Source organism: Angustibacter sp. McL0619 (assembly GCF_049994355.1).
Classification (GTDB): Bacteria; Actinomycetota; Actinomycetes; order Actinomycetales; family Angustibacteraceae; genus Angustibacter.
Genome location: NZ_CP188257.1, coordinates 3,534,855 through 3,550,016, shown reverse-complemented (window position 1 = coordinate 3,550,016; position 15,162 = coordinate 3,534,855). Strand labels below are relative to the sequence as shown.

Below are 15,162 nucleotides of genomic sequence, written 5' to 3'. Positions count from 1 at the left end.
CGGTCACCCTGCCGGTGCGTCGTCGTAGGCGCGATCGTGGCTCCCCACCTTGCGGGCCGCGCTGAGATGGCCGCCCAGATAGGCTCCCGCCCCCGAAACCACCGCTCCGGCAAGAGCCCGTCGGACGCCGGCTGCGTGTCGGCCGCGCCGACGGGCGAGCAAGGACGCCGCGTACAGCCCGATTGCGACGCCGTTGGTCACCGCGTGGACCAGACCCACCCGCTTCTCGCGCGGCCCGGCTGCCGACCACTCCGCCCATCCGGTCCAGGCGGTGGGACCGGCGGCAAGCAGACCGGTGCCCACCAGCCGCTGAGCCGCGGCCGACGAGTCAGGCCCTCCGAAGAGGTCGAGCAGACTCGCCGACGTCCACGTGCCGAGCACCACATCGGTGAGCACCGGGTGGACGGCGTGGCCGAGCCACTCGCCGCGCAGCACCGAAGCGCGAGTCCCGATGCCGAACACGTTCCGGATCGACGGCTCCAACGCCTGCACCGGCCGATCGAGCACCGTGGCGTTCTCCAGCCTCAGGGTCCAGCGCACGATTCCGGGGACCTGTTCAGCCGAGTTCATTCGCTTCTCCTCCAGGACGTGCACGTCGAGAACCTGCCCGGGCGTGTCACGTCAACACTGCGCCCGCACGATGCGCAAGGTCAACGCGCAGCCAGTCCGGTCGTCGCTTGCGTCGTGCGGTCTGGCCGCCGCTGCGCTTGACTGTTCGCAGGCCGACCGATCCGTGGCAGACCGACGTGCTCGACCTCGCCGGCTACCTGGACCGCATTGGCGCACCGGTACTCGAGCCCAGCCGCGATGCCCTCGCGGAGCTCCACGAAGCGCACGTCCGGACGTTCACCTTCGACAACATCGACGTGCTGCTCAGCCAGCACCCCGGGGTCTCCTCGGCGCCGTCCAGGAGAAGTGAGGGCCCCTTGCATTTGCGCAACCAGCTCTCCGACGTGAGCCCCCGGCGGGGGAGGCGGGTTGTCGACGGTCGTCGCCCTGGCGCGGACATCTCCGCGAGTTTGATCGCATGCCCACAGGCGCCAGCTCAGGTGTCGTCGCGCTCGGCCAGCAGATCGGCCTTCTGCTGGCGAGTTCGCTGTAGGTCTGCCAAGGCGGCGGCGGCCGTTGCAGATGCCTCGGCGGCTCTTGCCTTGGCCTCGGAATCGGCGACCGGATCCGAGCCATCGCCGACCGTGCTGGCCCGGGCGGCCTCCTTGCCGACCTTGCGGTCGTCCTTGATGGCCTTCCCGACCTGCTCGTCGGTCTCGACGAGGGAGTCGGCGAGGGCCTTGGTGCTCATGGTCCGGGCGAGCTCGCGCCGTTGGACCATCGGGTCCCAGCGGACCGACGGCCAATGGGGGTCCAGGTCGATCAGGGTCTGGGTCAGGATCTCGGTGATGGCCAGGCGGGCGTACCACTTGTGGTCAGCCGGGATGACGTACCACGGCGCCGTACCGGTGGAGGTACGGCGGAACACCTCGGCGTAGGCCTCCTGGTACTCGTCCCAATGGCGCCGGGTGGGGAGGTCGTTGGCGCTGTACTTCCAGTGCTTGTCGGGGCGGTCCAGGCGCTTCATGAGTCGAACGCCTTGCTCGTCGTGGCTGACCATCATCGCGAACTTCAGCACGGTCGTATCCGCCTCGGCGAGGTCGCTCTCGAACCGGTTGATCTCGTCGAAGCGACCCTCCCAGGTCGCTGGTGGCACCAGCTCGTCGACTCGCGCGATCAGCACGTCCTCGTAGTGAGACCGGTCGAAGACCCCGATGAGACCGGGTTCGGGCTGCTCCTTGCGGACCCGCCACAGGAAGTGGTGCTGCTGCTCCTCCTCGGTCGGTGGCCCGAACGAATGTAAGGCCACGCCCTGGGGGTCGACCTTGCTCATGACGTGTCGGGCGACGCCACCCTTCCCGGCGGTGTCGAGGCCCTGGACGATGAGCAGCAGCGCCCGGTCCCCGCCCGCCCGGCCTTCGGCGAACAGCCGCTCCTGCAGCTCGCTGAGCAGCCTGCCGCGCTGCGCGCTGAACCGCTTGGCCGACTTCTTGTCGTCCTCCCACCCGGGAGTCCCACCGCGGTCCATCGTGTCCAGGTCGAAGTCAGGGCCGGCGCGGAGGGCATCGCGCGGGTCCTTGCTCCAAGCGCCGATGTCACGTCTCTTGGTCATCGTTCAGGCTCCGGATCCGGGGTGTGGGCGGCCATGGGGTCAAACAGCAGGTCGTACAGCCGGGGCGCCCAACGGAGCTGGGTGTCGGTCAGCTCCGGTGGGGCCAGCCGGCGCAGTCGTCCGGGCGGGCGGGCGGCGCGCGCCGCCCCGCGCTGCGACATCAGGGCCGCCCGTGGACGATGGCCCGTACGGTGTTGCCGCTGCTCCACGCGGTGCCGTCGCCGCGGATGTCGTCGATCCGGGTGTGCGAGTTCTCCCGCTCCGGGTTGGTCAGGAGCCATGCGCGCACATCCACGGGAGTCATCTTGTCTGCCACGTCAGCGACGTGCGCGCTGACCTTCGAAGTTCAGGACACCGGCAGTGTGAGGATGACGCTGCGGACCCCGCGACCGTCGCCCGCTGGCGCCGGCTGACGGCCACACCGGATTCCGGTCGTACGTCGAGACCTGGGAGGTGATCAGCCAGCCGTGAGTGACGTACCTGCTCCTGGGCCTGCCGCTTGGCATCGGCGGGAGCCCGGCGTTTCGAGGATCCGGCGGCCTCCTGGGCGAGACCGAGCCGATGTCCCGGCTCGCTTAAGGGCCGGACGATGCCCGGGTTCAACTGCCGTGCGTGCTCAGGCCGTACGTTGGAGCGCGGTCAGGCAGATCGATCCTGTCCGCGGCCTGTGCTTGCATAGGCTCGACGACGTGGTGAGTGGGGTGGCCGATGCCAGGGCAGTGGTGCAACCGAGCACGAGTAAGTACTCCACGAAACGGACAAGGGCAGAACTGTGCGGTCCCGCCGCTACAAATGTGATCTCTCAAGAGATCGGAAACCGGGTGAACCTACGGGTTCACCCGGTTTCGTCGTTTCTGGTGGGGCGTTTGGGTGTTCTGCTGGGCTGGTCAGGCGTCCGACAGGCGGACCGTGGCGGCGACCACGACGGTCCAGATGGCGAACAGGAGGAACGGTGCGAACGCGAGGGGTCCGAGTGGTGACATCACACCCAGAACGATGGATGCCCAGCAGAGCCAGGTCGGCAGTGCCTGCTCACGGAGTGCAGTGACACCGACCCCGATCATCGCGCAGCTCATGGACAGCATCGCGAGCGGGAAGTTCGTGGTGTCGATGACGTTGATCGCTCTGACGGTGCCGGTGTCCCCGATGTCAACAGCGTGATAGAGGGCGAGAGCACTCGTCGCCCAGGTGACCAGCGTCAACGCCATCAGCGCGAATCCGAGGAACGCGACATCCGCTGTCCACTGCCGGGTACGCAGGGTCAGCGCGGATCGGAGCGCTGCCCCGAAGAAGACGAGGACGGCCCCCGCGACGACGGTCGAGTAGGTGACGATCTGGATAACGGTCGCGCTGATGTCGTAGTCGGCGATCAGCTTGGCCGGATTGGCGTCCGGTTCGCGGTCGGCGCCGCTGGCCATGAGAAGCGCGAAGAACCCGAGGTAGACGACGGCGAGCGTCACCATGGTTCGGCGGCCCGCGTGCGGGCCGTCGAGTGCGGTGGAGCGAGGAGGGGTGCTGGTGATGGTCATGCGTCCAGCCTCGCTTCAGCTGCGGCTGTGCACATCGGAGCGCGCTCGGAACTGTGGTGGCGTGCCCACCCCGACGAAGGTTCCGTGCGATCACGGATACGGAAGCCGTGATTTGGTGTCAGCATTCGAAGGTGGGTGCGCACCGGGCACGGTGGATCGCGACCTCGGTCGTCGCGATCGAGGCCAGCGTCCTGCTCGTGGGGTTGGTCTCGGACCGGTTGCTCGTGCGTGCAGGCCATGCGGACGTGGTCAGCTTCGGCGGGGAGACCTGGGTCCTGCTGCTGGGCGTCGCCTCGGCCGCAGTGGTGGGGTTCGCGATCGTCCGTACCGAGCCGCGACACCCTGTCGGTTGGCTCTTCCTTGCCTTGAGCGCCATGATCCTGGTCTCCGGACCTCTCGAGGCCTGGATCGAGTGGGGCCAATTGGCGCGGCCGGGGTCGCTGCCCGCAACGGGCGCTGTCGCGGCGGTCAACGACGCCACCTGGATCCCGTGGTTCGTCCTCGTGGCGTTGATCCTGCTCCTCACCCCTACAGGCACCTATCTCTCCCCACGCTGGCGCGCGCTCGGCCGGGTCGTCGTCGGTGCTGGTGCGGTGGCGTTCCTGCTGGGCCTTCTGAAGACGGACCCGTTTGAATCGCCGTTCCAGGATATCGAGAACCCCTGGGCCGTGCCGGTGATCCAGCCGGCGTCCGCTTGGGTCGAGTATGGCCTGGTCCTGCTCGTGGCCGCCGGCCTGGTCGCCTCCGGTGTGTCGCTCCTGCTCCGCTGGCGTCGCGCCCGTGGCGACGAGAAACGCCAACTGCTCTGGCTCGCCCTGGTCGTGGTGCCCCTGCCCGTCTTCGTCGTCGCGGCGTTCGTCGCCTCGAACGCTGGAAGCTCGGTCGGCACGGTGGCGTCGACCGGCGGGTTCGTCGTGCTCATCCCGATCGCTGCCGGACTGTCGATCACCCGGTACCACCTGTACGACGTCGAGCGAATCCTTGCCCGGACCACGACCTATGTCCTGCTCAGCTTGCTGCTGATAGGGACCTACGGACTGATCGTGTGGTTCGGCGCGCGCGGTGCCCAGCGCTGGTCGACCTCGCCGGCGGTCGCTGCCACGGTGGGTGCCCTCGTCGTCGCGGCCATCGCTGCACCGGCTCGGCGTGCGATCCAGGAGCTCATAGACCGGCGATTCAACCGGCGGCGGTACGACGCCGTCCGCCTGGTTGGAGCCGAGCTCGCGGATGAGCGGGCCGGCCGCGATCTCGCGGCGTTGTTCCGTCGGGCGTTCGATGATCCGTCAGTCGCGGTGGCCTATCCGGGTGCCCGGCCGGACACGTGGGTCACAGACGCCGGACTGGCACCGCCCAAGATGGTCGACTGGGTGGGCGTTGCGCGGCACGGTCAGATCGTGGCCCGGATCGGCTACGACCCGACACGCACGGACGCCGAGGTGGTCAGTGCGGGCGCCCGAATCGCTGCAGCCGAGCTGGACAACGCCGGCCTCCGTGCGGAGCTCGCCCGCCGGCTCGGCGACGTCGAGAGCTCGCGTCGCCGACTCGCGGAAGCCCAGCGCACCGAGCGCCGGCGGATCGAGCGCGACCTCCACGACGGGGCACAGCAGCAGCTCCTCGCGCTGGCGATGGAGCTCAGATCCGCCCACCTGAGTGGCAACGATGAACGCATGCGCCAGGCCCTCTCCGACGGCGCGACTGCAGCGCAGTCGGCGGTCCGCGAGCTCCGCGACCTGGCCAACGGCCTGCACCCGGCAGCTTTGTCCGACGGCGGCCTGCCCGCGGCGCTCGACGACCTCGCCCGGCACTCGCCGGTCGACCTTCACCTCGAGGTGGAGGTTCCGCGACTCGACCCGGCTCTCGAGTTCACCGCCTGGCTCGTGATCTGCGAGTCACTGGTCAACGCACAGAAGCACGCGCATGCCACCCGGGTAACGGTCGAGGTGCACCAGCACGACTGCCAGCTGCGAATCCGGATCCGCGACGACGGACACGGCGCGGCCAATCCCGACGGGCCTGGGCTTCGGGGCATGCGCGACCGGGTCGAGGCGGCGGGCGGCACGTTGGTAATCGACTCCCCGGCTGGTGCCGGGACGAGCATCCAGGCGGTGCTCCCGTGCGCGTCGTGATCGCTGACGACTCCGGGCTCCTGCGGGACGGACTCACCCGGCTGCTGGCGGAGACCGGCACGGAGGTGGTCGCGGCGGTCGGGGACGCCATTGGTCTGATCGCGACCGTCGACGAACACCGGCCAGACCTTGCCGTCATCGACATCAGGATGCCGCCGACGTACACCCACGAAGGCGCGCGCGCCGCGGTCGAGCTCCGCGAGCGACACCCCGAACTCGGCATCCTGCTGCTGTCCCAGTCCCTGGAGAGCCGGTACGTGGCGGACCTGGCGCGTGCCCACCCGCAACGGTTCGGCTACCTGCTCAAGGACCGGGTGATCGATGTCGACGTGCTCGTCCAGGCGATGCACACCATCCTTGCCGGCGGCACCGTGCTCGACCCGGCGGTGGTCTCGCACCTGATGGGGAACACCGGTCTCGCCGACGAGCTCGACAGGCTCAGCGCCCGCGAGCGAGGGGTGCTGGAGCTGATAGCCCAGGGCCGGTCGAACGCCGCGATCGCCGCAGACCTGGTCATAGACCTGCGTACGGTCGAGAGCCACATCGCCAGGATCATGACCAAGCTGGAGCTGCATCCCACCGCCGACGAGCACCGGCGGGTTCTCGCCGTACTGGCCTGGCTGCGTCGCTGACCGTACGGAGCGCACAGTCGGTCCGAGCCCACCCGCTCGAGTAGGGCGATGAAATCGCGCGGGTCGGAGGTCAGATGCGTCGCCCACTCGACCGGCTCCCAGTTCGGCGCGCCGCCGGTCGAAGGGTGAGCTCTGGTAAGAGTTCACCGGTGGCGGCGTTGACGCTGAACCCGATGACCACGATCCTGAGCACACGAGGCAAGGTCGCCGGAGGGCAAGATGCAGATTCCGCGTGCGCTGGATCGATTTCTCCCGGGGGTCTTCGGGGCACTGCGCCATGTGCCGTTCGGGCCCAAGCTGGTCACTGAGCTGCTGGTGGGCCAGCTGGCAAACGCCACTCCACCACGACCCAGGCCCTTCACCCTGGCGAGCGACTACACCAGCTGGCTGAGCCTCACCGACCGGACGTTCACCGGACGGCACCTGCCCCCGGCCAATCCCGGCGCCGTCGGGCTGCCCAGTGAAGCCGACGTCAAGGAGCTCTTCAGGCGCAAGCCGGGTGGAGAGATTCCGTCGACGGACACCAGCGTTATGTTCATGTTCTTCGCGCAGTGGTTCACCGACAGCTTTCTCAGAACCGACCGGACCGACTGGCGAAAGAACACGTCCACCCAGGAGATCGACTTCTGCCAGATCTACGGGTTGTCGGAGGCCCAGACGCGCATGCTGCGCGAGATGGACCGGGGGCGGCTGAAGTCCCAACAGATCGACGGTCAGGAATACCCGCCCTTCTACTTCGAGCGCACCTCCACGGGGTCGCACTCGGTCAAGCCGGAGTTCGAAGGGCTTCACGATGAGGACTTCCTGATGAACGTCCTCCTCAACGGTGTCTCCGACCGGCAGAAGGACCTGTTCTTCGCCGTCGGGCTGGAGCACGGAAACTCCACCGTCGGCAGCATCGCTCTGGACGTAGTCTTCGTCCGCGAGCACAACCGCATCGCCGGCATCTTGGAGAAGGAGTACGAGCGAAGGACCGAGCGGCCGCAGTGGAGTCGTCCGCTAAGCCGCGCCGACCTTGACGAGCGGCTGTTCCAGACGACCCGAAACATCGTGATGGTCCTCCTGCTGAAGCTGGTCGTCGAGGAGTACATCGGGCACATCGCACCGGACGATCCACCGATCAAGCTCATCCCTGCGATGGCGGACGGAAAGAACTGGAACAGGTCGAACTGGATCGCCATCGAGTTCAACCTCTTGTATCGCTGGCACTCGATGGTGCCGGACACGATCACGACGGACGACGGTGTGAGCGACAGCAAGGGATTCCTCAGGGACAACAACGATGTGGTGGTGTCGAAGGGTGTCGAGTGGCTGATCGCCCAGTGCTCGCGATCTCGCGCCGCGAAGGTCGGCTTGTTCAACAGCCCCGCCTTCCTTGTCGACCGGAAGGACGCGGCCTATCCAGCGGTTGAGGAGCGCACGATCGCGCTCATGCGTCAGGCGAACCTCCGGTCGTTCAATGACTACCGCCGTCAGTTCGGGCTGTCGCCGCTCACGGACTACGACCAGCTGACCAAGGACGTCGAAGTACAAGAACGCCTCAAGGCCCTCTACGGAGACGATGTCGACAAGCTCGAGTGGTACGTCGGGGTCTTCGCCGAGGACTATCCCGACGACTTCTTCGTTGGTGAGTTGCTGACCACCATGGTGGGATATGACGCGTTCACTCAAGCGCTGACGAACCCCTTGCTGGCCAAGAACGTCTTCAACGAGGCGACCTTCACGAGAACAGGCCTCAAGATCATCGACGAGACGACGTCCCTACAGCAGATCGTGGCCCGGAACGCGCGGGAACCAAAGTCAGTCTTTGCCAGCTTCCAGTGGGCCGACGTCGCGTCGATCCCAAACTCAGGCAGGACGCCGCCGCAGTCATCTCGCTGAACCTCTCCTTGCGGTGGACAAGGCCTAGGTACCGGTTACAGGTCAACCACCGCCGCCGGTATCGAGGTTGGTGAGGTGTTGGATCTCCTCCGCGGGGGATAGGCCCGTCAGCCAACTCCTATGGGACTTGCTCTTCGAGCTGAACGTCGAACGGAACGGTGGCCGGGACTGCGGCTGCCAGTAGCTGTTGCAGGGTGCGTGAGTCGTGGGGGGAGTCACTCGGTACGCGGACGCGAACGTGGAGATGGGGTGGTGTGCTGCCTGGCATGCGGCCCCCTGGTTGCGCCGAGACGCCTGACGCCCCGTTCTCGTCCAGGTAGACGTCCTCGTACTCGACATCGAGAAAGCTGCTAACCAGGAGCCTGATCCCATGGGCCGTCCCCCAGGCCAACAGCATCTCCGGCGCGGCTGCTAGGAGGCGTTGCTGCTGATGGGGCGCCTCGGCGCTAAGCCCGATCCCGATGGAGCTGCTCAGCCAGTTCACCAGTTGCGGTGGCGCAGTCGCGGGATCGAGATAGTCGCCGAAGCGGTCCAGGAGCTGCTCTACCGGCTCGACCATCTTGCTCATCGCATGGGCAACCGAGGCCACCTCCCACTCTTGAAGCTGCCACCAGGTGAGGTCGAGTTCACTCACGGGCCGACCACCTTGATCTGGTGCTCGAAGGAGAAGACCAGGCTGCCTCTGCCCAACTCGATGCGCTGCGTGGACTCTCCCCGGTGCCCGGTGCGCGGGTCGGCCGGGAAGAGGGCCACATCCTCGACAACGTCGACGCCGGGCACCCGTTGCAGCACGGCGAACACCTCCCCGAGCACCACCGGCCGCCCGAACGGCCAGCCGTCGCCCGCGGGCCCACCACGCGTGGGGTGGTAGTACCCGTAGAGCGCCTCAAGGGCCGCGTCCCGAAGGATTTCCGGACGGACTTGGTTGGTGCCTCTGATCATCGCCACGATGGTGACGCCGTGATATACGGGGGGCTCCACCAGCAGCCGTGTTCCGACGATGCGACGGTCGTCGAGGTAGTCCCTGACCCGTTCAAGCAGCACCTGGTCGGGCACAAGGTCCAGGAACGCCATGCGGCCGGAGCCCTCGACGATCCATGGTACGACCAGCACAGTGGCGGAGCCGGCGCTCTCGTTGGCGATGCAGTGGACGCGGGCGAGTTCCGGAGCCGCTTCGCGGGCGAGATACTCGAAGTCGTCGCTCGTCACCGCGCGGCCGCGGCTACGAAGGGTCAGGGGTATTCGGCGTCGCACCTCCTCGGCTGACTCGGCATCGTGACCGCCAATCGCACGGACCGGGTTATCGACCCTCGAGATGTAGGGGATCGATGTCTCGAGGACGGTGATCATCCCCTGGGCGACATTCCCGGCGCGGCCACCCCCGACCAGGTGGTTGCGTATCCGCACCAGCGCGCCCTCGACCGGCACCGCGCCGTACTGCTGGATGCTGCCGTCAGGCTGGCGGACCGACGGACCGAACAACAGCAGCCCGTTGCCCGCCGCCAGGTGCACGACCCGGTCGTTCGCGGCGCTGTCGGCAAAGCTGGATACCAGCCGCCAAGTGACCCATGAGTCGTGCTCGAACACTTCCACGATGACGGTGTCATCGGGGTCGATCGCGGTGGGAGCGCGCATGCGGAAGGACTGTCCCGGCTGGCCGGACGACGTGCCAAGCAGTTCCTCGGGGACCACGAAACCGTGCACAGCCTCGATGCTGCCGCCCACGGTGGCGGCCTCGACCGCCGAAACCACAGGAAAGCGAAGGTAGGGGGGCATTCCCGGCTCGGGTTCGGTGATGCGGCCTCGCACCCACGCAGCCTGGTGATCGGCAATCACCTGCTGGTGATGCTCGCGGGGAAGGTGCACAACTACCGACCCGGACCGTGCCAAGCCCCCGGTCTCGTCCAGCAGGAGCTCGCAGGGAAGCCACTGGTCGCCAACCGTTGCCTCCCACGTGAGAGGTGGGGACATCGGGTCAACTCCCACGGGCCCCTCGGAACAGGTGACGTCCAGCTTGACCATGCAGTGGGGTGCCGGGTCGGACAGCGCGACCAGCAAGGCGTCGCCGACCGAGGGGACATCGTCAACGGCTTGTTGTGCCGACAGCTCGAGGTCCACCCCTGCTCGGCGGACCAGGACGCGGGTCGAGTGGACCGCGGCCAAGCGCAGCGCCCGTCGCGTCGTGAAGGTTGGCCCATGCGGCACGGAGACCTGTGTCGCTGATGGGATAACCAGGTCGTCGGCCAGCCCGGTCGACGTCCAGAAGTTCATCACGGTTTGGGCCGCGCGTGCGGGATAGGGGTGGATCCCAATGAGTTCCACCAACGAAGCTTGCATCCGCGACGGCAGCTGGTTCACACGAAAGAGAAGCTGGTCGACCATCAGCGCAGCTGCCTCGATCAGCGCCAACGCCGACTCCTCGCCGGCGGGACCGGCACCAGCGACCCGGGAGCCGAGAATCCGCCGGGCATCATCGACGAGATCCTGGAACCGTCTGTCGTCGAGGCGCGGCTCGTCGACCATGGCTGCAGTATGGACCGATGGGTAGGAAAGCGGAAGAATCGCACCGTGGGGACCCATCCCTCGCTCCTGGAAGTCTTGGTCGAGCCCGCGAGCACCGATTTCTCGCCCGACGACCCTGGTTGGCGTGCCCAGGTGATCGCTCTGCGTCGCGGACTGCAGGACGCCGACCTCGATGACGTGCGACGCGAGGAGATCCCCTCGCCGGGTCACAAGGCGGGCGCGGAGTCGCTCATCATCGCCCTCGGTACTTCCGGAGCGATCACCGCAGCTGTCGAGGTGATCCGCGCTTGGTTGTCGCGAGACCGAAGCCGACAACTCAAGCTGACTTTCCGGGAAGGCAACCGGGAGGTCAGTGTTGAGGTCGACGGCACCACAGTGAGCGACAGTGCCATGACGTCGGCCTTGACCTCGGCACTTGAACGGCTTCCGCATGGCGGATGACCGCCACTACCGAGCCCTGCTCATCGCGAACTGGCAATACCCGCGCGACCCTGACCAACTCCCGACGCTCAGCGGTCCGCAGTACGACCTGCCGGTGATGCAGGCGGCGCTGACGCATCCGCAGACCGGACTGCATCGACCGGACGAGGTGACCGTTCTGACCAACCGGACGAGGGCCGAGATTCTGTCCACCCTCGACGACTTCTTCGCCGACGGCCGTCGCAGCGACCAACTGCTGATCTACTTCAGCGGCCACGGCAGGCTCAACCTTGAGGACGAGCTCTACTTGTGCGTGCAGGACACGCTCACTGACAGGCTCGTCTCCTCGGCCGTTAGTGCCGCCGATATCAGCCAGATGATCGCCGCGTGCCGAGCCCGCGCCAAGATCGTGGTCTTGGACTGCTGCTATTCGGGGAGCTTCAAGAGCGGGGCGGTCCTGCCACGCCGGCTTGCTGGGGAGGGTCGCTTTGTGCTGACGAGCTCGCGTCGCGCCCAGCTGTCCTCCGATGCAGACGCGGCTTCAGAACCGAGCCCCTTCACGCACCACCTGGCCCAGGCGTTGACGGGAGCGGCGCCCGACAGCGATCGCGACGGGCTGATCTCCATCGACGATGTGTACCACTACGTCCGCGATCGATTGCGCGAAGTGGCAGGCTCCACCCCGCAGCGCAGCTTCGATCAGGCCGTGGGTGAGCTCACGATGGCCCTGGCCCTGGCCTCGCAGGAGAGCGCCGGGGTGGATGTTGACCAAGGTCACGGGCCATGGCCGGCGTTCTCGAGCGCCGTTGCCCGCGCCGCCACGGCGGTGGTGGCTGAAGGGTCGCCCGGCGGAACCCGAAACCTGTTGTCGGCCTTGGCGATGGAACGCCGGAATGATCTGTACGAAGCGACTCGCGCATATCGGACGCTAAGCAATGCCGGTGCGGGTGACTGCTCGACGATGGCCGCCCATCGTCTGGGCGTGCTGCTGGAGCGTCAAGGGGACCTCGGCGCTGCGACGATTGCTTATCAAGTGGTAGTGGACGACGGCCACCCGGAATGGGCTCCGCGTGCTGCCTGCGACCTCGGCGACCTCCGCAACAGGCTGCGTGATACCAAGGCCGCTCTTGCCGCCTACGAGTTTGCCGCTGACGCGGGACATCCCGAGTACTCGCCGCGCGGGGCGTTCGCGTGCGCCGAGCTGATGCGGAGCGCCGGTGACGAACCGGCGACGCAGAGTTGGCTCAGGCGCGTGGCCGAGTGGGGGTATCCCGGCTGGTCGGCCCGCGCTGAGGTCGCTCTGGGGGAGAGCCATATCCGTGGTGGCGAACTGGGGCCAGCACGTGCCGCCCTTCGGCGCGCCACCTTGTCCGACGATCCCACCGCAGCAGAACGGGCGCGAGTGCCTCTACGGGGCCTTGTCGACGCCGGGGCCGTTTCCCTCGATGGTCTGCTTGCGAGCCTCGCTCGGGCCGCCGAGAGCGGCGCGGGCATGGGGTACGGCTTCGACGGGTTCCACGAGGAAGGCTGGCGCGCGGCGGAAGCATTGGGGGATCTCGGCGCCGCTGATCGTGCCGTCCCGGTGCTGGTCCGGGCGCTCGCCGAAGGGCCTCGCTCGGTACGAATGTCCGCCGCTCGCGCGTTGGGTCAGCGAGGCAGCGCAGAGGCGGTGGGCGTCCTGGTCCAGTCTCTCGAAAGCGACGACGCCGAGGTCTGGTGGTGCGCCGTCGCAGCGCTCGCCGCTATCGGTGCGCCAGCAGTCCCCGCGCTGACCGAGGCACTCGCGCACGAGGATCGCGTCGGGCATGCCGCACTCGCAGCGCTCTCGGCGATGGGTCGGGAGGTCGTCCCGGCTCTGGCCACCAGCCTCCGATCGCCACGACGGAGCCTTCGGGTGGCAGCCGCCCAGGCCCTTGGGCGTCAGGGGGATGCAGCCGTTCCGGCCCTGCTCGACGCGCTTCGGTCCGACGACCGCGAGGCGCGTGAGGCCGCTGCGCTGGGGCTGACTGTCGTGGGTGCGCCCGCGACGGATGGGCTCATCGAGTGCCTCGGCGCTTCGGAGGCGGGCGTCCGGGCCGCTGCAGCAACGGTCCTGGGTGGAATGCGCATGCCGCGAGCGTTGGGCGGCCTTGAGCACATGCTCGGCGACGACGACGTCATCTGTCGGGAGGCTGCGGCGGACTCACTGGCGGGCCTATACCCAGAGGCTGTTCCCGCTGTCGCCAGAGCGATGCACAGCGACGCCTCGCTCCGGCGGAGCGCATCAGTCAGGGCCGCCGTTGGCATGGGAGGTGCCGTTGTCCCTGAACTGATCGGACTGACCGAGGCTCCTCCACCAGCAGCTGACGCCGCGGTCGATGCCCTGCGCGAGATCGGCACCACGGCGGCGCTGTTCCACCTCAGCGAGATCGGCAGGCTTGATCGATCTGATCAGGCCTCACAGACGTAGTGGACGCGTAGGTGGACTGACAGGCCAGGGTCGGCGGCAAGGACACAGTCAACCGAGAACTCGCCTTCATCACCGCTTTCGTCGTCATATGCGACCGAGTAGGCCTCATTGGTGGTGTCTCCGGCGAGCGCGCCCCCCGCCATAGCAGGTGAAGTAGGTCGGCCACTTCCGAAGCGACCTGTGCGCGGGTGGAGCGGTCGGCGCGCCGGAGGATCACCCAGTCGGTGCCTCGCCGAATGCTACCGATCGTAAACGACACCAAGCGAGCACGGCGAAGGTAGCGCCACGCCGGGTCGCTCGACAGGGTGCGGGCTCCCCACATCACGACACCGCGCGACGGTGAGCGCACCAAGGCGTTGATGCCGACAGGGGTGAGCAGGTCCAGCTCGTGCTGGGACAGGTCGATTGCCAGATCGTCGGCGTCCCGGACCGTCTCGTTGCCCGGGGACTGGTGGAACCCTCGCGTTGCGTCAGTCCGGGCAATCAGCCCGGCAACGTGTCCGGACGGCGGAGCCAACTCCGCGAACCCCAAATCTGGGTCGCGCACCTTCAACCACGGGTAGTAGAGCGCAGCTAGCGAAGAATCCAAACCGACGTTCAACCTCCACTCCTTCACAGCCGATGGGGACAGGTCCGGCGGAGCATCCAGGACGACGATCCTGTCGCCACGGAGCTCGCACGCCTGCACTAGGCAGAGGCTCGCGGTGCGCTGTGCCGCTGTGTCTGGAGCCGAGGTCAGGTCCGGGGCGCAGTACAGAGCGATGTCGAGCCGGTCCAGCTCCTCCAGGGCCGCACTGACGTCGTACCCCTCGAGGCGCACGACGTAGCATTGCGTGCCGCCGTTCGCGAAGAACCCGTGGACGGCGGTCGAAAGGTGCATGCCGTCCCGCCGCTGACCGAAGGTATCGTCGAACTGCCGCCAGTCGCTCAGAAGTATCGGGCGGTCATAGGGGCCAAGCTCCGCTTGACCCAGGAACGCCGCCACGGTGCTCGCCCCGCTCCATCGCTGGCGCGGTGGAAACTCCCCAAGAGCGGTTCGGTCCCGGTGCGTCACGGCCTCGTGCACCGGGCCGGAGAACGGCACCAGGACATCGACGTAGACGCCGGGGCTAGCAGGACGCACGTGGTCACAATAGAGCGGACCAGAGCCAGTCTGGCACTGGTCGAGCGGACAGTCGCCGACCTGGCGCTCAGCGACGTTGGTGCCACGCACCCGGTCTTCCGCAAGCGAGGAGCCCGAAAGCGAGGCGATCGACACACGTCTGTTCGAGGCCGTGACGCACGCTCCGGATGTGATGCCCAGGACGTCGGCAAGGCCCGAACCTGTGGAAGTGGGTTCGGGGCCTTGGTCATTTTCGGGCTGCTAGTCCTTGTTGAGGTCGAGGGTGAGCTCGCGGCCCCTCGATGCCATCGAGAGTCGCTGTGCGAGGAAACCCAGATC

Annotated in this window: 13 protein-coding genes; 5 read left to right on the top strand and 8 right to left on the bottom strand. The window is 67.5% G+C overall.

Annotated features, from left to right (window positions below):
* Window positions 1-3: 3 nt before the first annotated feature.
* The 5 genes from ACPPVT_RS16405 to ACPPVT_RS16385 all read right to left on the bottom strand — a co-directional run bounded on the left by ACPPVT_RS16405 (window position 4) and on the right by ACPPVT_RS16385 (window position 3,690).
* Entirely contained in the window at window positions 4-570 is a 567-nt protein-coding gene (locus tag ACPPVT_RS16405; RefSeq protein ID WP_426562088.1) for a DUF2231 domain-containing protein, read from the bottom strand.
* A 475-nt stretch (window positions 571-1,045) separates the two neighbouring features.
* Window positions 1,046-2,161 (bottom strand): PPK2 family polyphosphate kinase, encoded by a 1,116-nt coding sequence (locus tag ACPPVT_RS16400; protein WP_426562086.1) that lies wholly within the window; start codon window positions 2,159-2,161, stop codon window positions 1,046-1,048.
* Complete coding sequence (locus ACPPVT_RS16395) at window positions 2,158-2,322, bottom strand: hypothetical protein (protein WP_426562084.1); 165 nt, start codon at window positions 2,320-2,322, stop codon at window positions 2,158-2,160. The genes ACPPVT_RS16400 and ACPPVT_RS16395 overlap by 4 nt, the downstream gene beginning before the upstream one ends.
* A complete protein-coding gene (locus ACPPVT_RS16390) occupies window positions 2,322-2,456 on the bottom strand; it encodes a hypothetical protein (RefSeq protein ID WP_426562082.1) in 135 nt (44 codons plus the stop codon). The genes ACPPVT_RS16395 and ACPPVT_RS16390 overlap by 1 nt, the downstream gene beginning before the upstream one ends.
* A gap of 592 nt (window positions 2,457-3,048) precedes the next feature.
* Window positions 3,049-3,690, bottom strand: coding sequence for a hypothetical protein (locus ACPPVT_RS16385; RefSeq protein ID WP_426562080.1), 642 nt, complete (start codon window positions 3,688-3,690; stop codon window positions 3,049-3,051).
* A gap of 131 nt (window positions 3,691-3,821) precedes the next feature.
* Between ACPPVT_RS16385 and ACPPVT_RS16380 the strand changes: the two genes are divergently transcribed.
* The 3 genes from ACPPVT_RS16380 to ACPPVT_RS16370 all read left to right on the top strand — a co-directional run bounded on the left by ACPPVT_RS16380 (window position 3,822) and on the right by ACPPVT_RS16370 (window position 8,329).
* Window positions 3,822-5,816, top strand: coding sequence for a sensor histidine kinase (locus ACPPVT_RS16380; protein ID WP_426562078.1), 1,995 nt, complete (start codon window positions 3,822-3,824; stop codon window positions 5,814-5,816).
* Complete coding sequence (locus ACPPVT_RS16375) at window positions 5,804-6,448, top strand: LuxR C-terminal-related transcriptional regulator (protein ID WP_426562076.1); 645 nt, start codon at window positions 5,804-5,806, stop codon at window positions 6,446-6,448. The genes ACPPVT_RS16380 and ACPPVT_RS16375 overlap by 13 nt, the downstream gene beginning before the upstream one ends.
* A gap of 219 nt (window positions 6,449-6,667) precedes the next feature.
* Window positions 6,668-8,329 (top strand): peroxidase family protein, encoded by a 1,662-nt coding sequence (locus ACPPVT_RS16370; RefSeq protein WP_426562074.1) that lies wholly within the window; start codon window positions 6,668-6,670, stop codon window positions 8,327-8,329.
* Between the two features lie 118 nt (window positions 8,330-8,447).
* Here the strand turns inward: ACPPVT_RS16370 and ACPPVT_RS16365 are convergent, their stop codons facing one another.
* Together ACPPVT_RS16365 and ACPPVT_RS16360 are read right to left on the bottom strand one after the other, a co-directional pair.
* Entirely contained in the window at window positions 8,448-8,963 is a 516-nt protein-coding gene (locus tag ACPPVT_RS16365; protein WP_426562072.1) for a phage tail protein, read from the bottom strand.
* Window positions 8,960-10,852, bottom strand: coding sequence for a putative baseplate assembly protein (locus tag ACPPVT_RS16360; protein ID WP_426562070.1), 1,893 nt, complete (start codon window positions 10,850-10,852; stop codon window positions 8,960-8,962). The genes ACPPVT_RS16365 and ACPPVT_RS16360 overlap by 4 nt, the downstream gene beginning before the upstream one ends.
* A 45-nt stretch (window positions 10,853-10,897) precedes the next feature.
* Here ACPPVT_RS16360 and ACPPVT_RS16355 point away from each other — a divergent pair, with 45 nt between their 5' ends.
* Window positions 10,898-11,293 carry an effector-associated constant component EACC1 gene (locus ACPPVT_RS16355; protein WP_426562069.1) on the top strand — a complete coding sequence of 132 codons (396 nt, stop codon included), beginning with the start codon at window positions 10,898-10,900 and terminating at the stop codon, window positions 11,291-11,293.
* Window positions 11,268-13,721, top strand: coding sequence for a caspase, EACC1-associated type (locus tag ACPPVT_RS16350; protein ID WP_426562067.1), 2,454 nt, complete (start codon window positions 11,268-11,270; stop codon window positions 13,719-13,721). Before ACPPVT_RS16355 ends, ACPPVT_RS16350 begins: the two co-directional genes overlap by 26 nt.
* On the opposite strand, the gene ACPPVT_RS16345 is transcribed toward ACPPVT_RS16350, so the two are convergent.
* Window positions 13,672-14,979: a phage tail sheath family protein gene (locus ACPPVT_RS16345; RefSeq protein WP_426562065.1), complete on the bottom strand. Its 1,308-nt coding sequence runs from the start codon at window positions 14,977-14,979 to the stop codon at window positions 13,672-13,674. The two genes, ACPPVT_RS16350 and ACPPVT_RS16345, sit on opposite strands and share 50 nt — an antisense overlap.
* Window positions 14,980-15,162: the final 183 nt, after the last annotated feature.